The 19,588-nt window shown below is 65.9% G+C and carries 17 protein-coding genes; 11 read left to right on the top strand and 6 right to left on the bottom strand.

Annotated features, from left to right (window positions below):
* Window positions 1–128 precede the first annotated feature (128 nt).
* Complete coding sequence (locus tag AC3FKG_RS29365) at window positions 129–1,529, top strand: ISNCY family transposase (protein WP_488743847.1); 1,401 nt, start codon at window positions 129–131, stop codon at window positions 1,527–1,529.
* A 354-nt stretch (window positions 1,530–1,883) separates the two neighbouring features.
* The gene (locus tag AC3FKG_RS29360) at window positions 1,884–2,318 is read left to right on the top strand and encodes a hypothetical protein (protein ID WP_488744828.1); all 435 of its coding nucleotides are present in this window, start codon (window positions 1,884–1,886) and stop codon (window positions 2,316–2,318) included.
* Between the two features lie 103 nt (window positions 2,319–2,421).
* Here AC3FKG_RS29360 and AC3FKG_RS29355 read toward each other — a convergent pair whose 3' ends face one another.
* The 4 genes from AC3FKG_RS29355 to AC3FKG_RS29340 all read right to left on the bottom strand — a co-directional run bounded on the left by AC3FKG_RS29355 (window position 2,422) and on the right by AC3FKG_RS29340 (window position 7,309).
* Window positions 2,422–3,636 carry a monovalent cation:proton antiporter-2 (CPA2) family protein gene (locus AC3FKG_RS29355; protein WP_488744827.1) on the bottom strand — a complete coding sequence of 405 codons (1,215 nt, stop codon included), beginning with the start codon at window positions 3,634–3,636 and terminating at the stop codon, window positions 2,422–2,424.
* A gap of 107 nt (window positions 3,637–3,743) precedes the next feature.
* Complete coding sequence (locus tag AC3FKG_RS29350; RefSeq protein ID WP_483714336.1) at window positions 3,744–4,988, bottom strand: complex I 51 kDa subunit family protein; 1,245 nt, start codon at window positions 4,986–4,988, stop codon at window positions 3,744–3,746.
* A gap of 19 nt (window positions 4,989–5,007) precedes the next feature.
* Complete coding sequence (locus AC3FKG_RS29345) at window positions 5,008–6,657, bottom strand: FAD-binding protein (RefSeq protein ID WP_488744826.1); 1,650 nt, start codon at window positions 6,655–6,657, stop codon at window positions 5,008–5,010.
* A gap of 13 nt (window positions 6,658–6,670) precedes the next feature.
* On the bottom strand, window positions 6,671–7,309 hold the full coding sequence (locus tag AC3FKG_RS29340; RefSeq protein WP_483714506.1) for a 2Fe-2S iron-sulfur cluster-binding protein: 639 nt from the start codon (window positions 7,307–7,309) through the stop codon (window positions 6,671–6,673).
* Window positions 7,310–7,419: 110 nt separating this feature from the next.
* Here AC3FKG_RS29340 and AC3FKG_RS29335 point away from each other — a divergent pair, with 110 nt between their 5' ends.
* From AC3FKG_RS29335 to AC3FKG_RS29325, 3 genes are all read left to right on the top strand, one after another.
* Window positions 7,420–8,862 carry an anion permease gene (locus AC3FKG_RS29335; RefSeq protein WP_488744825.1) on the top strand — a complete coding sequence of 481 codons (1,443 nt, stop codon included), beginning with the start codon at window positions 7,420–7,422 and terminating at the stop codon, window positions 8,860–8,862.
* A gap of 96 nt (window positions 8,863–8,958) precedes the next feature.
* Window positions 8,959–9,825, top strand: coding sequence for a DUF2950 domain-containing protein (locus AC3FKG_RS29330; RefSeq protein ID WP_488744824.1), 867 nt, complete (start codon window positions 8,959–8,961; stop codon window positions 9,823–9,825).
* Window positions 9,822–10,949 carry a DUF3300 domain-containing protein gene (locus AC3FKG_RS29325; RefSeq protein ID WP_488744823.1) on the top strand — a complete coding sequence of 376 codons (1,128 nt, stop codon included), beginning with the start codon at window positions 9,822–9,824 and terminating at the stop codon, window positions 10,947–10,949. The genes AC3FKG_RS29330 and AC3FKG_RS29325 overlap by 4 nt, the downstream gene beginning before the upstream one ends.
* A 30-nt stretch (window positions 10,950–10,979) precedes the next feature.
* Here the strand turns inward: AC3FKG_RS29325 and AC3FKG_RS29320 are convergent, their stop codons facing one another.
* Entirely contained in the window at window positions 10,980–11,930 is a 951-nt protein-coding gene (locus AC3FKG_RS29320) for a LysR family transcriptional regulator (RefSeq protein ID WP_488744822.1), read from the bottom strand.
* 100 nt (window positions 11,931–12,030) lie between these two features.
* On the opposite strand from AC3FKG_RS29320, the gene AC3FKG_RS29315 reads away from it, so the two are divergent.
* The 5 genes from AC3FKG_RS29315 to AC3FKG_RS29295 all read left to right on the top strand — a co-directional run bounded on the left by AC3FKG_RS29315 (window position 12,031) and on the right by AC3FKG_RS29295 (window position 18,576).
* Window positions 12,031–12,837 (top strand): gamma-glutamyl-gamma-aminobutyrate hydrolase family protein, encoded by an 807-nt coding sequence (locus AC3FKG_RS29315; protein WP_483714343.1) that lies wholly within the window; start codon window positions 12,031–12,033, stop codon window positions 12,835–12,837.
* 32 nt (window positions 12,838–12,869) lie between these two features.
* Entirely contained in the window at window positions 12,870–13,967 is a 1,098-nt protein-coding gene (locus AC3FKG_RS29310; protein WP_488744821.1) for a M14 family metallopeptidase, read from the top strand.
* A gap of 47 nt (window positions 13,968–14,014) precedes the next feature.
* Complete coding sequence (locus tag AC3FKG_RS29305) at window positions 14,015–15,319, top strand: MFS transporter (protein ID WP_488744820.1); 1,305 nt, start codon at window positions 14,015–14,017, stop codon at window positions 15,317–15,319.
* A gap of 124 nt (window positions 15,320–15,443) precedes the next feature.
* Window positions 15,444–16,526 carry a porin gene (locus tag AC3FKG_RS29300; protein WP_488744819.1) on the top strand — a complete coding sequence of 361 codons (1,083 nt, stop codon included), beginning with the start codon at window positions 15,444–15,446 and terminating at the stop codon, window positions 16,524–16,526.
* Window positions 16,527–16,659: 133 nt separating this feature from the next.
* Entirely contained in the window at window positions 16,660–18,576 is a 1,917-nt protein-coding gene (locus tag AC3FKG_RS29295; protein ID WP_483714347.1) for a PAS domain-containing hybrid sensor histidine kinase/response regulator, read from the top strand.
* Window positions 18,577–18,702: 126 nt separating this feature from the next.
* Here AC3FKG_RS29295 and AC3FKG_RS29290 read toward each other — a convergent pair whose 3' ends face one another.
* Window positions 18,703–19,101 (bottom strand): DUF1801 domain-containing protein, encoded by a 399-nt coding sequence (locus AC3FKG_RS29290; protein ID WP_488744818.1) that lies wholly within the window; start codon window positions 19,099–19,101, stop codon window positions 18,703–18,705.
* Between the two features lie 307 nt (window positions 19,102–19,408).
* Between AC3FKG_RS29290 and AC3FKG_RS29285 the strand changes: the two genes are divergently transcribed.
* The coding region (locus tag AC3FKG_RS29285; protein ID WP_488743760.1) for a hypothetical protein at window positions 19,409–19,588 on the top strand (180 nt) is incomplete at its 3' end.

The following is a 19,588-nucleotide window of genomic DNA, read 5'->3' as shown; positions in this document are numbered from 1 at the left end:
ATTATGCGTGACAACGTTGTAGCGGCAAAGTTGTAATGTCCGGTTTTGGCAAAGTTCAAATGTCCGCCTGAGTGGTCCATTCGTGGTATTCAGCCTGCCCGGTTGAAACACGATGGAGACGCCAGAGGATGGCTAAATCCGAGGTCATTACAGTCAGCATGCATGAGTTAGACAGGCTCAAGACCGTCCAGGCGGTCGTGGATGGTCAGTTACGGCCTGGTGTGGCCGCCGAACGGTTGGAGATCACGGACCGGCAATTGCGGCGGTTGCTGGAGCGCTACCGGCAAGAAGGCCCGTCAGGGCTCGTGACCCGCAAGCGCGGCCGCCCGAGCAACAACCGGCTGCCGGCCGACCGTGAAGCCGCGGCGCTGAACCTGATCCGGGAACACTACGTCGACTTCGGGCCGACGCTGGCCTGCGAGAAGCTGCGCGAACGCCATGGACTCACGTTGTCCAAGGAAACGATACGCCGCCTGATGACGGCATCTGGGCTTTGGATACCGCGCAAACAGCGGCCGCCGAAGGTCTACCAGCCGCGCAACCGCCGTGCCTGCTATGGCGAGCTGATTCAGATCGACGGCTGCGATCACCGCTGGTTTGAGGAACGCGCGCCGGCCAGCACGCTGCTGGTCTATGTCGACGACGCCACCAGCCGGATCATGGAGCTGCGCTTTACCCATTCCGAGGCCACGTTCACATACTTCGCCGCGACGCGCGCCTATCTGGAGCGCCATGGCAAGCCCGTGGCGTTCTACAGCGATAAGGCCAGCGTGTTCCGAGTCAACAAGCCGAACGCGACCGGCGGCGATGGCCATACCCAGTTTTCCCGGGCCTTGTTCGAGCTGAACATCGAGGGCATCTGCGCCAACAGCAGCCAGGCCAAGGGCCGCGTCGAACGGACCCACCTGACGTTACAGGACCGCTTGGTCAAGGAACTGCGCCTTCGCAATATCAGCACCATGGAAGCTGCCAACGCCTTCATGCCCGAATTCATCGCGGACTACAACGCGCGCTTCGCCAAGGTCCCGCGCAACAGCCATAACGCCCATCGTCCGCTGCGACCGGACGAGAACCTGGATCTGATCTTCGCCTGGCGCGAGCCGCGCTGCGTCTCCAAGAGCCTGACGATCCAGTACGACAAGATGCTCTACCTGCTGGCAGATACACCCGAGCATCGGAAGTTGGCCGGTCGCTATATCGACGTCTATCACTACCCCGACGGCAGGATCGAGCCACGCGCGAATGGCGTCGCCCTGCCCTACACCATCTACGACAAGCTGTCGGAAGTCGATCAGGGGGCAATCGTGGATAACAAGCGGCTGGGGCACGTATTGCAACTGGCGCAGTACGTTCAGGAGAAACGCGACAACACGCGATCTCTCTCTTTGCCTGCCACCGAAGGCGTTGTCCGCAAGCGTGGGCGACCGCCAGGCAAGAAGTCACAGCGCTCGCTGGATCAGAACGACATGTTGGAAGCGCTAAAACGCTTACAGCAGCAACCGTGGCCGCTTAACGGAACTGAGAACTGATTTCCGCTTACTCCTGGGAATTCAAATCCGCCCTGCTGGAATGACAGCCCCACCCTGAGCTGGACTCCGTCGTGTCAGGCCAGCACCACCGCCCTACGGGAACCCCAAAAGACTGAACAAACAAGCTGAAAAGACGCCGGACAACCGGACATTTCAACTTTGCTGGAGCCCGGACATTTCAACTTTGCCTCGACAAAACTTGTTGGCCCCAAATAGTAATGTCGCATTTGAGCCAAATAGAAATGTCGTACCCCCTTGCCAGGGCTGGCATGCTGGCGGCTTCCCGTCTGTCCGAGACCGGAGGCCGCAATGCACCGTGTTATCGTTACGACACCAGTATCAACAAATAGAAGAATGCGCACAGCCGCACTGCTTTTGGTCACCCTTGCGTTCTTCGGCACAGCGCACGCCGCCAAGTGTCGCAATCAAGGGAAAATCCTCTACACCCAGGATCAATACTGCCCGCCGGGCTATACCGATATCACGTCGGGCATGGGCGGATCGGTGTCCACGGTCGGCAAGTCGGCCAACGTGCAGCAGCAGGAGCAACAGTTCCTGGCCAGGCGCGCAACTGAGAGCGAGCAGTACCAGACCCAGCTTGCGCAGCAGCAACAACAGGATTACGTGGCTGCCAACAACCAGCGCAACCTGTGCCAGTCCATCGATGGACAGGTCCGCGCGAACGAGATCCAGCAGCGCCAGATCAACGCCTGGCAGCAAATGAACCAGCTCAAGCAAAACCACCGGGCGCTACGGGATCAGCAGTTTCAACTTGGCTGCCATCGGTAACGAAGCCAAAAGTTTGAAATCGAATCTTTCAGGGGTTGCTACAGAATCGGCGTCATCTAACGCGTCAAGCAATCCGCACCGGCACAAGCCCAAAAGCCAGGCATCACCGCACGTCCGCATCGTGCGCCTCCCCAGCCGGCTTTTCCGCAACCCGGTACGGATCGCCCTGTTTGCGGGGGGCCATGCCGCGCTGCGCCATCATCAATAGCGGCGTGGCGGCCATGGATAGCGCCACCACGGCAGTGACGATGGACATCTGCTCGCCGTTGACCAGGCGCGACGACTCCGCAGCAGCCATGACGACAAACGCAAATTCCCCGCCCTGCGAGATCAGGATCGCGAAATACAAACGCTCGCGCTGCGGCACCTGGAACCGTTTTGCCAGATACAGCAAGGCCCCCAGCTTGGTGCCAACCAGCAAGACAACCAGTACCGCGACCAGCAGCGGGTTCCTTGCCAGCACGTCAAAATCGATGGACATGCCCACGGCCATGAAGAACAAGCCGAGCAGCACGCCTTTGAACGGCGCGATATCCGTTTCGATTTCCTCGCGGCAATCAGACCCGGCCAGTAACACACCGGCCACGAACGCGCCCAGCGACATCGACAGGTGGACATGGTGCATCAGCAGCGCAATGCCGATCACCCAGAGCAGCGCGAAAACCGTCAGCGTGTCCCGGGTGCCGCTGCGCCGGATAAAAGGCAGCACATAACGCAATAGCAAGCTGCCGATCACGATAACCGCGGCGAGCACCGCCAAGGCCTTGAGGGCGACACTCCAGCCGTCATTCGAGGTATTTGCGGCCGGCACGGGTGACAGCAACGGCAACAGCGCGATCATCGGAATCGCGGCGATGTCCTGGAACAGCAGGATCCCGAAGCTGGTCTGGCCAAGACGCGTATGCATCAGGCCCTGTTGCTCAAGGATCGCAATGACCATGGCCGTGGACGACAGCGACAGCGCAAATCCCGCGGCGATGCCAACGCGCCAGTTCACGCCGAAGCTGATGAAAGCGATCGCCAATAGTGCCGCGCACAGCGCGACCTGGAGCCCGCCGTAGCCGAAAATGGACTGCCGCATCTTCCACAGCTTCCGGACATCCATCTCGATGCCGATGACGAACATCATCAGCACGATGCCGAGTTCGGACACGTGGAAAACCGGGTCCACCTCCGTGACCATGCCGAGAACCGAGGGCCCGATCGCCACGCCGGCAACCAGATAGCCCAGCACGGAGCCGAACCCCAGTCTTACCGATATCGGGACTGCAATCAGGGCAGCGGCCAGGAATAGCACGGCGTCAACGAGGAGACCCATAATTCGCTTTCCCGTTCGTGTCGGATGATGGGCGAATTCTAGACGCTATTGCAGCGCGCCAATAGATAAGGTGCAGCCACGGTGCGCCGGAACGCGACTCCCCTGCCCTAAGCCATCAGCAGCGCATCGTATTCGTCCCGGAACTGATGGAGGGAACTGTCCACCACGGTCACGGCACCGTCGATCAGGCCGCAGCGTCCGCTGCCGGGCAGGATGCGGCACAGGTTTTCCAGCGCGTCCAGGTCCGCGCGCACGCCGCGGCCGGTATCGATGCGGTTGAGCAGCCGCATCAGCTGGAAGGTCCCGCCCTTGCACGGGGGGCACTGGCCGCAGGAACCCTGCGCGAAGAAGCTCACGTACTCGGCCACCTTGCGCACGATGCTGGTCCCTTCCGAGACCACGATCATGGCCCCGGTGCCCAGCCGCGAACGGCGTTGGCGGACCGAGTCGAAGTCCAGCGCCACGTCCAGATCGCGTTTGGTCAGCAAGGTATTGGACGGCCCCCCCGTAAAAACGGCCTTGAACTCCTTGCCCTGCAACATCCCTCCGCCGTGCCGGAACACCAGGGTCTCCAGGCTCGTGCCCATCGGCAGCTCGTACAGGCCGGGCCGCAGCACATCGCCCGACAACGAATACAGCTTGGTGCCCGCGGCATGGCCGACCCCAAGGTCCCGATACCACTGCGCCCCGTGGCGCAGGATGCCCGGCACATGGGCCAGCGTCTCGGTGTTGTTCACGACCGTCGGCGCGCCATGCACGCCATGCTGGGCGGGAAAAGGCGGCTTGCGGCGCGGGAACGGGAAGCCACCCTCGACACTGGCGATCACCGCGGTTTCCTCGCCGCCGATATACAGACCCGAACTCGGCACCACGCCGAGCGATACTGCCCCGCCGACCAGCCGCGCAAGTTCGGCGAACAGCGGATGCGCTTGCCATTGCCTGACCGCCTCGCGGGCCATCGCGAGCGACACCGGCTGATGCGGGTTGACGTACAGCACCACATGATTGGCGCGGGTCGCGGCCGCGGCGATCAGCGCGCCCTCGATCACCAGGTGCGGGGTGTGCTCCAGCAGGAACCGGTCCTTGAAGGTGCCCGGCTCGTCCTCGTTGCCATTGCAGATGATGTACTTGTCGCCATCGGCCACGGCGGCTACCGGCGCCCATTTGCGATGCGTGGCAAAGCCCGCGCCACCCATGCCGCGCAGGTCCGCCTGCTCGATGATGGCAAGGATGGCGCCCGGATCGCGCAGCGCTGCGGCCAGGCCTTCGCCGCCGCCGCGCGCAAGCCACGCCTCCAGGTCCGCGCCGACCCGGATGTCCTCGTTGAGCAGTACCTGATTCAAGCTATCCATCGTGCGCTCCGTGGACCGATCACCGCGTGCCGCCGACTGCCCGGCCACGCGCGCCGGCGTTCAGCCCGGCATCAACGCGCAGGTCGAAATGCGCATACCCCGGGAAGAGCTGGGGCGCCTTGACGTGCAGGGGCAGCCCGGCCAGCGTCAGCTCGCGCTGCCACGCATGCACATGGCCGATTCCCGCGCGCGTCGCCATCAGGCTTCCCTTGCTCTGCGCCGCATCGGCGCCGGCTCGCCGGCCCATGCTCAGGATGTCGAGCAAGGCATTGCCCATCAGCCGGTTGCGGCCATGGATGCCGCCCGTGACCTCGCCGACGCAATACAGCCCAGGCACGCTGGTCGCACCGGTCTTGTCGATGGCAACGCCGCCGTTCTGGTAGTGCAGGGTTGGATAGACCAGAAAGGGCTCCTGCGCGGCGTCCTGCCCGCACTTGTGGGCCAGATGGCGCAGCGTTACCAGCCGCTTGGCAAGGATGCCGGGGTTCTCCATCTCCAGCGTCGGTGTATCGAGGAACACCCCGACCTGTTCGCCGCGCACGATGCCCCGTCCCTGCGCGCATTCCCGCAGGATTGCCGAGGCCACCACGTCGCGCGGCTTGAGTTCGTCGACAAAGCGCTCGCCCTCGCCATTGAGCAGCTTCGCGCCGGCCGAGCGTGCCGCTTCCGAGATCAGGCCGCCGGCCAGGTGAGGCGGATAGGCGATGCCGGTCGGGTGGTACTGGAACGAGTCGAGTTCGCGCAGGCGCGCTCCGAGCCGGTAGGCCAGCACCAGCCCGTCGGCCGTGGCGCCGTAATGGTTGGAGGTCGGAAACGCATTCAGGTGCAGGCGCCCCGCTCCACCGGTGGCCAGGATCACGGCGCGCGCGCGCACCAGCACGAAGGTACGCCACTCCAGGTTGTAGAGCACGGCCCCGGCGCAGCGGCCCCGCTCGTCGGACAGCAGCTCGACCGCCGGGCAGCGGCTCCAGACCGCGACGCCGGGTTCGATGTCGACGGCCTCGCGCAGCACCCGCATCATCTCCAGGCCGGTGTAGTCGCGATAGGAAAGGATCCGCGCAGCCGAGGCGCCGCCCGGTTTCTTGCGCAACAGGTTGCCGCCGAAGGGCCGTTCCTCTTCCTGGTCGAACATCATGCCCAGCCTGATCAGCCAGCGGACCACGTCGGGGCCGTCCATCACCATCTGCGCGACCAGTTCGGGATCGCCGCGGAAATGCCCGGCGCGCAGCGTGTCCTCGAAATGGAGCTGCGGGCTGTCGTCCTCGCCAATGGCCGCCTGGATGCCGCCTTCCGCCATCACGGTATTGCTGTCGCCCAGGCGCAGCTTGGTGGCCAGGATCACCTTCGCGCCCTGCCCGGCCGCAGTCAGCGCGGCGGCGCAGCCGCCACCGCCTCCGCCGATGACCAGGACATCGGTCGAGACCAGCTGCGCGCCGGCCATGTCGACGTCGTCGATCAGCGCATTGGCCTGCAGGCTGCGCGCGAGATCGGGCTGGCATGGGTCACCGCGATTGACGCCGACCGCCAGCGCCACGCGCGCATTGGGCCCGTGATCGGGGTGGTAGCCCTTCAGGAGTTCATCGACGGCGATCTCTTCGCCCCGCATCGTCGTCGCCACGCCGGGGCGGTAGCGGCTGCGCGCGTCTTCGTAGGGAATACCCGCTGGCATGATCGAGTCTCCCTCAGGCCGGTGGCCGCGCGCCGGGCGCGTCGAAATCGATGGCCATCTGGCCGCTCTCGATCTGCTGCAGCCGCAGCATCAGGTTGGCCGGGCGCAGCGTCTGCGCGGCGATCATGCGCCGCACGAACAGGCCGAGATGGTTGGGGCGGATATGTTCCGGGCAGGCCAGCGTGCAGAGGTTGCACATGACGCATTCGTCGAACACGCGGCTCGCCGCGGTCAGCCTGCCTTCCACGGCGCTGCGCACGCCCTCTTGTACTTCGAGGCCCTTCGGACAGGCGCGATCGCAGCCGCTGCAATGGCGGCAATGCGCGGCCTCCGGGAACACGCCAGCGATCGTGCTCAGTGCGTCCCAGCTGTCGCCGATCTCCTCGATGCGGTAGACGTGCCGCTCCGACTCCGTGAAGTAGTCCAGGAAGGCGACCTGCATGCCGTCCTCGACCAGCGTCTCGCAGGCCAGCGCGGTCTTCACGTCGGGCTCGCCGGTGCGCCGCACCATGACGCGGCAGGACCCGCATACTCCCTGGCCCATGCAGCCGACGCCTTCGACCAGCGTTTCGCCGGCATGCATGAACGCCTGCAGGATGGAGCAATTGGCGGGCGCCTCGACCGGGCGTCCTTCGATGCTCATACGAACCAGTCCCATCGTCTCGCCCCTGTCGCAGGCGCCGTCGGCGCCATACTGGCGTTTCCGCCGAAAAGGTCATATAAACCTTAGCACAGCGGAGGTTTTTGCAAAGGGAGCGTCGCATGCGTGCTTACTGGAAACCTCTTGCCCCCGTGCTTGCGGCGATTGTACTTGCCCTCATTCCGGCGCCGGACGGCCTTGCCCAGCACGCCTGGTATTACTTCGCGATCTTCGTCGGCGTGATTGTCGGCCTGATGCTGGAGCCCCTGCCGGGCGCGGCCATCGGGCTGATTGCCGTGACGCTGGTCGCGGTGCTCGACGAATGGGTGTTCTTCAGTCCCGAACAACTCGCCAAGCCGGGTTTCAATCCAGGCAACGCGTCGCTGGCCTGGGCGCTTTCCGGCTTCGCCAACAGCACCGTATGGCTGATTTTCGGGGCCTTCATGTTTGCCCTGGGGTACGAGAAGACTGGCCTGGGCAGGCGCATCGCCCTGTTGCTGGTGCGCGCCATGGGCCGCAAGACGCTGACGCTGGGCTACGCGGTGATGATGGCCGACGCCTTGCTGGCACCGTTCACGCCGTCCAATACGGCGCGCAGCGGCGGCACTATCTTTCCCGTTATCCGCAACCTGCCGCCGCTCTATGACTCGAAGCCGAACGATCCGTCGGCGCGGCGGATCGGCTCGTACATCATGTGGACCGCCATTGCCAGCACCTGCGTGACGAGTTCGATGTTCCTGACCGCGCTGGCGCCGAACTTGCTGGCGGCCGAACTGATCCGCAAGACGGTGCAGGTCGACCTGAGCTGGATGCAGTGGTTCATGGCGTTCGCACCGGTCGGGATCCTGCTGTTGCTGGCGGTGCCGCTGCTCGCCTACGTGCTGTATCCACCGGAGGTGAAGCAAGGCAACGAGGTGCCGGCCTGGGCCGCGGACGAGCTGCGCAAGATGGGGCCACCCAGCCGCCGCGAATGGCTGCTGGGCGTGCTCGTGCTGATCGCGCTGGCGCTATGGATCTTCGGCGACAAGCATATCAACGCGACCACGGCGGCGATGCTGGTCATCAGCATCATGCTGATCGCCGGAGTCGTGACCTGGGACGACATGCTCGCCAACAAGCAGGCCTGGAACACGCTGGCCTGGTTCGCCACGCTGATCGCGCTGGCCGATGGCCTGAGCCGCACCGGCTTCGTCAAATGGTTCGCCGACACCATGGCGACCCATATGAGCGGGTTTTCACCGCTGACGGCGGCGGTGATCCTGGTGCTGATCTTCTTTTTCACGCACTACCTGTTCGCCAGCGTTACCGCCCACGCCACCGCGATGCTTCCGGTCATGCTCAGCGTCGGCTCGACCATCACCGGCATGCACATGCCTTCCTTTGCCCTGATGCTGGCGCTGACGCTCGGCATCATGGGCATCCTCACACCCTACGGGACCGGCCCCAGCCCCGTGTACTTCGGCAGCGGCTACCTGCCGGCCGGCGACTACTGGCGGCTCGGTGCGATCTTTGGCGTCATCTACATCGCCGTCTTTCTATTGATCGGCGTGCCCCTGCTGCTTTGAGGCGGCACCGTCGCCGGCGTGGCACTGCGCCGGACAGAGCTTCGTGACCACAGACTAGGGATTATGAAAAGACCATCGGGAAACCTGAGGAAGTCCATGGCTGCACTGGGCTGTACCTGCGTGCTTGGCCTGGCAGCTGCGCATGCTCTGGCAGCCGAGTATTTCGACACGCCGGACGCCGCCATGAACGCCTTCGGCAAGGCCATCCGCGACAATGACGAGGCCGCGATGCAGGGCATGCTGGGCGCCAACTATCGCGACATCATCCCACCGGCCGGCGCCGGCGTCCGCAGCCGCTTCGACAGTGCCTGGGCGGTGTCGCACCGCGTGCAGCAATCCGGCAACCGCGCCACGATCGCCGTGGGCAACGACGGCTGGACCCTCCCCGTGCCGCTGGTCCGGTCGGGCAAGGGATGGCAGTTCGACACCCAGGCCGGCGCCCGCGAAATGCGTGTGCGCCGCATCGGCCGGAACGAACTTGCCGTGATCCAGACCCTGCAGGCCATCTGCGACGCGCAGGACGAGTACGCGCAGACCACCCATGACGACGAGAAACGGCTGGTCTATGCCAGCATGCTGTCGAGTTCCCCCGGCAAGCATGATGGTCTCTACTGGCCGACCGGCCCGCAGGAGGCGCCCAGCCCGCTCGGCCCCGCCTTCCGCGACGCGGGCGCGCGCAATGCCAGCCCGGAGGGCTACCACGGCTACCAGTACAAGCTGCTCACCGCGCAAGGGCCGCACGGCGACGGCGGGGCGTTGAACTACGTGGTCGACGGCAGGCTGTTCGGCGGCTTCGCGGTCATGGCGTGGCCGGTCCGCTATGGCGACACGGGCGTGATGAGCTTTATCGTCAACCACAACGGGCAGGTCTACCAGCGTGACCTTGGCCCCGGCACCGCCGGCAAGGCCGCGGCGACCAAGTCCTTCGATCCGGCGCCCGGCTGGAAGAAGGTGACGCCATGAAGCCGCGCATCCTCACCACCGCATGTTGCGCCGTGCTGATGCTGGGCGCATGCCAGACCGCTGCGCCGCCATCATCCACGGGGCCTGTGCCCGCGCTGCCCGGCGGGCCTGCCCAGGCGGCGCAGGGCGAGCCGGCGCCCTACAAGGCCGAAGAGATCGAGGCCATGGTCGCGCCGATCGCGCTCTACCCGGATCCCCTGCTCGCGCAGGTGCTGATGGCTTCGACCTACCCGCTGGAAGTCACGCTTGCCGCGCGCTGGGTCAAGGCACACCCGAACCTCAAGGGCGACGCGGCGGTCAAGGCGGTACAGGGTGAAACGTGGGATGTCAGCGTGAAGTCGCTGGTGGCGTTCCCGCAGATCCTGGAACCGATGAGCGACAAGCTCGACTGGACCCAGAAACTCGGCGATGCCTTCCTGGCCCAGCAAAAGGACGTGTTCGATGCCGTGCAGCGCCTGCGCGCGCGCGCGCGGCAGGCTGGGCACCTGGAGTCGGGGCCGCAGCAGACCGTGACTGTCGAAACGGCCGGCGCGGCTGGCGCGCCCCAGACCATCGTGCGCATCGAGCCCGCCAACCCGGACGTGGTCTATGTGCCGGTCTACGATCCGGCCGTCGTCTACGGCGGCTGGGGCTATCCGGCTTATCCGTATTACTACTGGCCGCCCTATGGCGCCTACTACCCGCCCGGCGCCGCTATCGGCAGCGGCATCGCCTTTGGCATCGGCCTGGCCGCCGCCGTCGCGATCTTCGGCAACTGCGACTGGAACAACGGCGGGGTCCATGTGGAGCACCACAAGGCCAGGAACATCGACCGCAACTTCGACGCGAGCAAGCTCCAGGGCGACCGCTGGCAGCATGACGCGCGGCACCGCCAGGGCGTTGCCTACCGCGACAATGCCACGCGCGAGAAGTTTGGGCGCAGCACCGCCGGCGCATCCGGCCGCAGCGGCTTTCGTGGACGCGACGCGGGCGGCGGCCGGGACAATGGCTTCCAGGGCGTGGGCGCTGGCGGCGGTGCCGTGCAGCGGGACTTCAACCGGGGCCGCTCCAGCCTGGGGTCCGGTGCGGGCCGGGGAGGCGGATTTGGCGGCGGACGCGGGGGACGCGGCGGCGGCCGCCGGTAGGCCACCCTAGTGCCGGCGAGCCATGCCCGCCTACCCTGCCCGGCCAGCGCTTGCCCTGGCCGCCGCAATTTCGCCTGCCGCGGCGTCAAACAGGCGGCGCACCAGTCCGAAGGCCTTTTCGGTCGCGGGGGCCAGCGTCCGCTGGCTCGGCCGGACGATGCCGAGGGTCATGTCAAGCGCTAACGGCGGCGTGACATCGAGCGGCACCAGGACGCCGGAGCGCACGGCGGCGAGCATGGCAATGTCGGTCGCCGGTACGATCGCGTCGCTGGATGCGACGATCTCCCGCACCGTGCCCAGGTCATCGGCAATCAACGCAAACTGGTCGAGCACCGGCGCCGGCAAGTCATAGCGTTGCCCCAGCTGCATCAGCATGGACGGTTCCACATAACCGGTGGCGATCAATGGATACCGGCGCAACGTCTTGCTGTCGATTTCGCGTTCCGGGGCCAGCGGATGGCCGGTGCGGGCGTACCAGCCGAAGGTGCTGCGATGCAACGGCTCGACAGAGAGTTCCGGATGCCCCTGCACCATGCGGATGTCGCCAACGAAGAAGTCCAGCCGCTCGGCCAGCAGGGCGTCGAGCAGGCGGTCCGACGTTTCGATCAGGCTGCGCAGCCGCAAGCCGGGAGAGGTCGCGAGCAGCTCCGCCAGCATCGGCCGCAGTATCGGTTCCGCCAGCGACGAACCCATGCCCATCGTCACCGTACCGAGGTCGCCGGTGCGCATGAGGTCGAGCGTCCGGATCGCTTCTTTTTCGTCCAGCACCATCCGGCGCGCACGGGACGCGTAGGCGTGGGCGTACACGGTGGGTTGCAGCCGCCGGTCGCTGCGATCGAACAACGGTACGCCCAACCCGTCTTCCAGCGCGCGGATGCTGCGCGACAGCGCGGGCAGGCTCAGGTGGACGGTTTCCGCTGCCGCGAGCAGCGAGCCGCTCTCGAGCACCGCCAGAAAGTGGCGCAATTGCCGTGTGTTCATGGTGACTTGCAGAGTCTGCAACCCGATATCAATTTAGTTGCAATATACAGAAGTAATCGGCCTACCTACACTGCGCTCGTCTTCCCTTGCACGCCGAGCCATGCCAGCCGCACATTCTTCCCCCGCCCGTCGACCGGTCGTGGCCATCATCACCGACCGCATCGAACTGTATAACCACGTCGCCTATTCGGCCCTCGATGGCTACGTGCGTGCCGTCGCATCGGCGGCAGGGGCGCTGCCGCTGTTGCTGCCGGCCTGCCCGGAAGCCATGGACGCCGACACGCTGATCGAAGCGGTGGACGGCATCCTGCTGACCGGCAGCCCGTCCAACGTGGCCGCGGAGCGCTACGGTGCCGCGCCGCTGCCGGCGGCCACCAGGCAGGACCTGGCCCGCGACGCCACCGTGTTGCCCCTGCTGCCCCGACTGATCGCCGCAGGCGTGCCGCTGCTTGGCATCTGCCGCGGATTCCAGGAACTGAACGTGGTCTACGGCGGCACGCTGGAGCGCGCCGTGCACGACCAGCCGGGCCGGCTCGACCACCGGGAAGGCGACCACGAACGGCCGATCATGCAGTGGTACGAGGATCGCCACGCGATCCAGGTCGTGCCGGGCGGCCGGCTGGCGGCGATCGCGCCGGACAGTTCCTGCCTGGTCAACTCCCTGCACCACCAGGGCATCGAGCGCCTCGGCGACGGCCTGCGTGTCGAAGCCACCGCCCCGGACGGCCTGGTGGAGGCTGTGTCGGTCGCGGCAGCGCCGCAGTTCACGCTGGCTGTGCAATGGCATCCGGAAATGCGCGTGGGCGACAGCGCCCTGGCGCAGCGCATCTTTGGCGCGTTCGGCGACGCGTGCGCGCAGCGCGCGCGTGCCCGCGCCGGCATCGCGCCGGCCCTGGCCTGCAATTGAGTCCCCGTCCCCACTGTAGAAGCGCAGCACCCATGCACATCCTCGACCTCCGATCGCTCTTCAGCCGCAACTACGCCGAAGCGCGCGAAAAATTCCTCGGCGCCGCCGCGCGCCGTGGCCTGGCCGTGGAGTCGTTCGAACTCCCGATGCGTGGGGCCGATGGCGAGACACTGGCCACCGACGTCGTGCTCGACGGTCCGGCCGACGCGCGCAACCTGCTGATCGTCATCAGCGGCGTCCATGGGGTGGAAGGCTATTGCGGCTCCGCCATCCAGACCGGCTTGCTTGGGCTGGGCGCCACCCATGCGGCGCACACCGCGGTGCTGCATGTCCATGCGGTCAACCCGTACGGGTTCTCGTACTCGCGGCGCGCCACGCAGGAGAATGTCGACCTCAATCGCAACTTCGTCGACTTCTCGGCCCCGCTGCCGGTCAACGCGCCCTACGCGGAAATCCATGACCTGCTGCTGCCCGACGCGTGGCCGCCCGCCGACGCCAACGAGAGCGTGCTCGACAGCTACCGCCAGAAGGTTGGCCCACGTGGCTTCCAGCGCGCCGTGTCGCTGGGCCAGTACGCGTTTGCCGACGGCATGCACTTCGGTGGCCAGGAGCCGGCATGGAGCAACCTTACGTTCCGCCGCATCCTGCGCCGCTACGCCACGCAGTGCCGGCAGATCGGCTCCATCGACATCCACACGGGCCTTGGCCCGTACGGCGTGGGCGAGCGCATTTTTGCGTGCGTGGACACGGACGGCGCGCTCGAGCGCGCCCGCCGCGGGTGGGGCGACCAAGTGACGTCGGTCAATACCGGCAGCTCCACCAGCATCCCGATGACCGGGCCGATCCAGTACGCCTTGTACGAGGAATGCCCGCAGGCGGTCCAGACCAATGTCTGCCTGGAGTTCGGCACCTATCCGACGCAGCAGGTCATCGGCGCCATGCGCGCCGAACACTGGCTGCAGCGCCGCCGCAGCGCGGATACCAGGCAGGCCGCATCCATTCGCCAGACCCTGAAGGACGCCTTCTATCCGCAGGCCGACGACTGGCAGCGCGACATCTGGGAACAGGGATGCGAGGTATTCCTGGAGACCGTGCGCGGGCTCGCCGAGACCACCGCCGGCGTGGCCTGACTGCGCCGCCGCGCAGAACAACGACAGCAATGCATTACGGAGACAACATGCCCGCTTCCACCCTACTCGATACCGGACACCCACCCGCGCCGGCCGCCGCGCGCCCGGTGATCGGCCGCGCCGCCGTTGCCGCCGCCGTCGCCGGGAACGCGCTGGAGTTCTACGACTTCGTCATCTATGCCTACTTCGCTGTCTATATCGGGCGCGCGTTCTTTCCGGTCGGTGGCGAGTTCGGCAGCCTGCTGCTGTCGGCCGCCACCTTCGGCGTCGGCTTCTTTACCCGGCCGCTCGGCGCGATCCTGATCGGCGCGCTCGCGGACCGCGCCGGACGCAAGCCGGCCATGATCCTGACCGTCGCGCTTATCACCGTCGGCACGCTGGGCATGGCCGCAACCCCGAGCTATGCCTCGATCGGCATCGCGGCCCCGCTGATCGTGGTGGCATGCCGGCTCCTGCAGGGCCTGGCGCTGGGCGGCGAAGTCGGCCCCGCCACCGCGTTGCTGGTCGAAGCCGCGCCGCCAGGCCAACGCGCCCTGTATGCGAGCTGGCAACTGGCCAGCCAGGGCATCGCGGTCGCCGTGGGAGGCCTGCTGGGCGTGGCGGTATCGCTGTTGCTGACGGCCGAGCAACTGGCGGCGTGGGGATGGCGCGTGCCGTTCCTGATCAGCATCGTGCTGGTGCCCGTGGCCGTGAAGATCCGGCGCAGCCTGCCCGAGACCTTCGAGGCCGGCACCACCCACAGCACCGGCGAGATCCTTGGCGGCGTGGTGCGCCGCTATCGCAGCTACCTGGTCCTTGGCGTGCTCATGACGCTGGCCGGCGCGGTGTCGTCGCAGATCGGCAACTACATGACCACCTATGCCATCCAGACCCTGCACCTGCCCGCGACGCTGGCGCAAACCAGCGCGCTGGCAGGTGGCGCGCTGACCTTCGTGTTCGCGCTGCTGGGCGGCTGGCTGTGCGATCGCCGTGGCCGCAAGATCGTGCTGGTGCTGCCACGGGTGCTGCTGATGCTGCTGATCGTGCCGATGTTCTCGTGGCTGATCGCGGCGCCCAGCGCGTTCAGCTTCCTGACCGTGACGGCGGTGATCGCCGCGCTGACCGCCATGAGCGCGGCGGCGGCCATGGTCGTCATTCCGGAACTGCTGCCAGCGTCGTTCCGCAGCACCGGCATTTCCCTCGTGTACGCCATCGGCACGACGCTTTTCGGCGGCACCACGCAGTTCGCGGTGACCGGGCTGCTGGCCTGGACCGGCAACCCGATGTCGCCGGCCTGGTACCTGGCCGTCACCAGCCTCGTCAGCCTGGTGGCGATGTGGATGCTGCCCGAAACCCGCGATGTAGAAATCTGATGCGGCGCGGGATCGGTTGATCCCGCGCCGCCCCACCGTTCGCTCAGAAAAACACGGCCCCCGCCGGGGCCGCGGGGAAACGTCTCGCCCGCAACGACGATATGCAGAGACCAAGGGAGAATCCGTGAAGCGCTTTACCATGACCAGCCTTGCACTGGCGTGCCTCGGCACCGCCGCGCACGCCGAACAAGGCGTCACCCTCTACGGCAGCGTCGACGAGGGCATTGCCTACACCAGCAATGTCCGCGGCCATTCCCTGGTGGCCACCCAGGACGGCATCAACAAGGCGAATGCCCTCGGCTTTACGGGCTCGGAGGATCTGGGCGGCGGCAAGCTGGCCTTCTTCCGCCTGGAAAACGGGTTCTCGGTCGACACGGGTGCGCTCGGACAAGGCGGCCTGTTGTTCGGCAAGCAGGCATTGATCGGCCTCGGCGACCGGGACATCGGCGATATCTCGCTGGGTCGCCAGTACGACTTTGCCTATCAGATGCTGCGCTACCTGCCGTGCCTGCAGTGCGGCATCCACAGTGTGGAGAACGCCGACCTGGACCGCGTCTCCGGACAGCGCCTGAACGATTCCATCCAGTTCCTGAGCAAGGAATTCGGTGGGTTGCGTTTCGGGGGCATCTACAGCTTCGGCACGGACTCCGGCAATTCGTCGACCAACAAGGGCCGCGCCATCAGCGGGCTGGCCCAGTACAGTGCGGCAGCGTTTTCGGCTGGCGTTGCCTACACCGATATCAACGGTGCGCCGGTCTATGCGGGCCTGACGGGCGCCCCCGCCATGTTCGGCCGTTCGATCACGCCCGCCACCACGCTGTTTGCCGACAAGCAGCGCATTATTGCCACGGGTGCGTCGTACCAACTGCAGGCGCTGAAGCTCTCGGCGCTCTACACCAATACGGATCTCGCATTCGCCGGCCACCACTCGCGCGACCAGGTCCTCCACATGGGCGGCGAGTACCAGCTCAACGGCAACGTGCTGCTGTCGGGCAAGGTATCGCTCGACCGGCTCGACAGCTCGCGCTGGATCACGCTTTCCGCGGGGGTCGACTACCGGTTCTCGAAGCGGACCGACGTGTACCTAGACCTTCACACCCAGCGCGCCAGCGGCGCCGCGGGCACGGTGGCGTCGATCGCCATGGCGGGAACGTCCTCGACCGACAAGCAGTTCCTGTCGCGCGTCGGCATCCGGCACCTGTTCTGAACCCTGGCGCATTATCCGGGCCGCCCCCTCTGGGCGATGTGCGCCGAACCACAGGCGGCATGTAGGATGGAACCGGACAGCAGTCCGGCGGGCTTTAGGCCACCATTGCGGGAGCCCTATCGCCTATCCCTCCATGTCGCCATCCGGCCACCCCGCGAGCCCCGTCGTCGCGCCTGAACGGCGCGATATCTTCCGCACGCTCGTCGAAACGATTTCCGACTACGCGATTTTCCTGCTCGACACGGACGGCACGGTCATGAGCTGGAACCGGGGTGCGCAACGCATCAAGGGGTATGAGGCAGCGGAGATCATTGGCTCACATTTCTCGCGCTTCTATACCGAAGACGCCATCGCCCGTGGGTGGCCGCAGAAGGAGCTGGAGCTGGCCCGGCGGCATGGCCGCCTGGAAGATGAAGGCTGGCGCGTGCGCAAGGACGGCACCCGCTTCTGGGCCAATGTCCTGATCACCGCCTTGCACAACGAGGCCGGTGAAGTGATCGGCTTTGCCAAGGTCACGCGGGACATGACCGAGCAGATGAAAGGCGCGGCCAAGCTGCGGGAAAGCGACGAGACGTTCCGGCTGCTGGTGCTGAACGTCAAGGACTACGCGATCTTCATGCTCGACCCGCACGGCCATGTCATCAGCTGGAACGCCGGCGCGGCGCAGATCAAAGGCTACCTGAGCAGCGAGATCGTGGGCCGGCATTTTTCCGCGTTTTACCTGCCCGAGGATATCGCGGCCGGCAAGCCGGAAAGGCTGATCCAGCGAGCCCGCGAGGATGGCAGCGTACAGGACGAAGGCTGGCGGGTCCGCAAGGACGGCTCGCTGCTCTGGGCCAATGTCACGCTGACCGCCATCTACGACGAGCATCGCCAGCTGCGCGGCTTCGCGAAAGTGACCCGCGACATGAGCGAGCGCAAGAAGCTCGAAGAGGTTGAAGCCTCGGCGCAGCGCATGAAGGAATTCCTTGCCACCCTGGCCCACGAACTGCGCAACCCGCTGGCCCCGATGTACAGCGCCACGTCCGTCATGGAACGGGCGCCCGGGGACGAAGCGCTGGTCAGGGCCAATCTCGGCATCGTTGCGCGCCAGCTCAGGCACCTCACCCGGCTCGTGGACGATCTGCTCGACGTTGGCCGCATCGCCGCCGGCAAGCTCGAACTGCGCCGCTCGGTGATTGCCATCCGCGAGGTCATCGCGGCCGCCGTCGAGGGAAGCGCGCCGGCACTCGACGCCAGGGCGCAGCGCATCGTCATGGATCCGGACAACGTGGAGTTCCATGTCTTCGGCGATCTCACGCGGCTGGCGCAAGTGCTGCAGAACCTGCTGATCAACGCGTCCAAGTTTTCGCCGGAAGGGACCACGATCACGCTGCGCACCCAGATCAACGGGCGCACCGGGCAGGTTTCCATTAACGACCAGGGTTGCGGCATCGCTCAGGAGGCCCTGTCAAAAGTGTTCAACCTGTTCGTGCAGGGCGGCGAGCCAGGCCAGACCGGCACTGGCGGACTCGGTATCGGATTGTCGTTGTGCCGCTCGATCATCGAGCTGCACGAAGGCTCGATTACCGCGGCGAGCCCGGGCGTCGGCCTGGGCAGCACGTTCAGCGTCAGGCTGCCGATCGTCACCGAGCGGAACGCATCTGCCGCGCCGCTCATCGCTCGTCCCCGTGCCGGGCTCAACATCCTGGTGGTCGACGACAATCGCGATGCGGCCGATAGCATGGGGCTGCTGCTCCAGATGACCGGCCATGCCATCAAGGTAGCCTATGACGGCGTCACCGCCCTGCGCAGCGTGGAAGGCTTCACGCCGGACGTGGCGCTGATTGACCTTGCCATGCCCGATATGGACGGCTTCGAACTCATGCGCGAGCTGCGCGACTACGCGCACCTGCACCACACCCGTTTCTACGCCCTCACGGGTTTTTGCGAGCCTGGCATCAAGGAAGAAACGTCGCAGGCCGGCTTTCACGGACACATCGTCAAGCCGGTCGATATCGACGCGCTGGCCGAGATCCTGCGCAGCGCCGACGGCGATCCTGCCAGGTGACGTCCGGCCGAACCCTGGCTGTTTCCGCCTTCACTTCGGCTTGCGCGGAAAATACGTCACCGGCAAGTATTCATTGGCGGCGGCCTTGACGGGCCAAGCTCGCGGCGATTGCGGTCGGGCCGGCGGTCAGCGCCGGAGCTTCGACTGGTTCAGCGCCACGGCGGCCTGGATCAGTGCCTTCAGCGCCGTCTCGTCAATGTCCTCGCCCTCGTGCAGATCGATCGCGCGCCGGGTATTCCCTTCCAGGCTCGAATTGAAAAGCTGCGAAGGGTCCGGCAGCGACGCCCCTTTGGCGAAGGTCATCTTCACGACGCTCTTGTAGGTCTCTCCGGTACAGAGGATACCGGCGTGCGACCACACCGGAACGCCCCGCCACTTCCACTCCTCGACCACGTCCGGATCCGCGGCCCGGATGAGCTTGCGGATGCGGGCGAGCATTTCGCCGCGCCAGTCGTCCAGCTCACGGATTCTCTCGTCGATCAGTTGGGAAGGAGACTTGCCGTCCTGCACCTCGGGGTTCTTCATGTCCGTGCTCCTAAAGCCAAGGCGCATTCTAGCTTTCCCAGAGCGCCGCAAGGCTCGGCCGCGCCGCGGGTGTCGGTGTCCGGCAGACAGAGGTCCCGTGATCTGTTTGCCGCGGTCAGACATGCACCGGCGCAAGCGAGCGGCAACCGTGCAGGCGCCTTCTCTGTTTTTTTCTTTATCTTCAAAGACTTGAAGATGATTTTCAGGCCTGGTCCGCGGGCTGGCACACCCCATGCGTATATGACCTCGAGCGCAACACCAGATGCTCTCTAACCCAAGCCAGACCAGCCACCCAAGGAGTTACATCATGTCCCTCACCATCCAGAACCTGCCCCTCGAACAAGACCTGGACCATGCCGAGATGGGCGCCGTGCGCGGCGGCAGCCTGTTCCTGAACAATGGCGTCAACGCGATCCTCGGCGGCGCCGGCGTGTCCTTCGCCAGCCCCAACATCATCGTGGCCCCGGTCACGCAGGTCGATGCCTCG

Source organism: Cupriavidus sp. 22TCCZM04-2 (genome assembly GCF_057798895.1).
This window is presented reverse-complemented; position numbering and strand designations above follow the sequence as displayed.

Coding starts and splice junctions, on each gene's coding strand:
- AC3FKG_RS29330 (WP_488744824.1), top strand. CDS start 8,959: ATGGCTGCACTGGGCTGTACCTGCGTGCTTGGCCTGGCAGCTGCGCAT.
- AC3FKG_RS29295 (WP_483714347.1), top strand. CDS start 16,660: ATGTCGCCATCCGGCCACCCCGCGAGCCCCGTCGTCGCGCCTGAACGG.
- AC3FKG_RS29360 (WP_488744828.1), top strand. CDS start 1,884: ATGCGCACAGCCGCACTGCTTTTGGTCACCCTTGCGTTCTTCGGCACA.
- AC3FKG_RS29290 (WP_488744818.1), bottom strand. CDS start 19,101: ATGAAGAACCCCGAGGTGCAGGACGGCAAGTCTCCTTCCCAACTGATC.
- AC3FKG_RS29310 (WP_488744821.1), top strand. CDS start 12,870: ATGCACATCCTCGACCTCCGATCGCTCTTCAGCCGCAACTACGCCGAA.
- AC3FKG_RS29325 (WP_488744823.1), top strand. CDS start 9,822: ATGAAGCCGCGCATCCTCACCACCGCATGTTGCGCCGTGCTGATGCTG.
- AC3FKG_RS29305 (WP_488744820.1), top strand. CDS start 14,015: ATGCCCGCTTCCACCCTACTCGATACCGGACACCCACCCGCGCCGGCC.
- AC3FKG_RS29350 (WP_483714336.1), bottom strand. CDS start 4,988: ATGGATAGCTTGAATCAGGTACTGCTCAACGAGGACATCCGGGTCGGC.
- AC3FKG_RS29355 (WP_488744827.1), bottom strand. CDS start 3,636: ATGGGTCTCCTCGTTGACGCCGTGCTATTCCTGGCCGCTGCCCTGATT.
- AC3FKG_RS29335 (WP_488744825.1), top strand. CDS start 7,420: ATGCGTGCTTACTGGAAACCTCTTGCCCCCGTGCTTGCGGCGATTGTA.
- AC3FKG_RS29365 (WP_488743847.1), top strand. CDS start 129: ATGGCTAAATCCGAGGTCATTACAGTCAGCATGCATGAGTTAGACAGG.
- AC3FKG_RS29315 (WP_483714343.1), top strand. CDS start 12,031: ATGCCAGCCGCACATTCTTCCCCCGCCCGTCGACCGGTCGTGGCCATC.
- AC3FKG_RS29320 (WP_488744822.1), bottom strand. CDS start 11,930: ATGAACACACGGCAATTGCGCCACTTTCTGGCGGTGCTCGAGAGCGGC.
- AC3FKG_RS29345 (WP_488744826.1), bottom strand. CDS start 6,657: ATGCCAGCGGGTATTCCCTACGAAGACGCGCGCAGCCGCTACCGCCCC.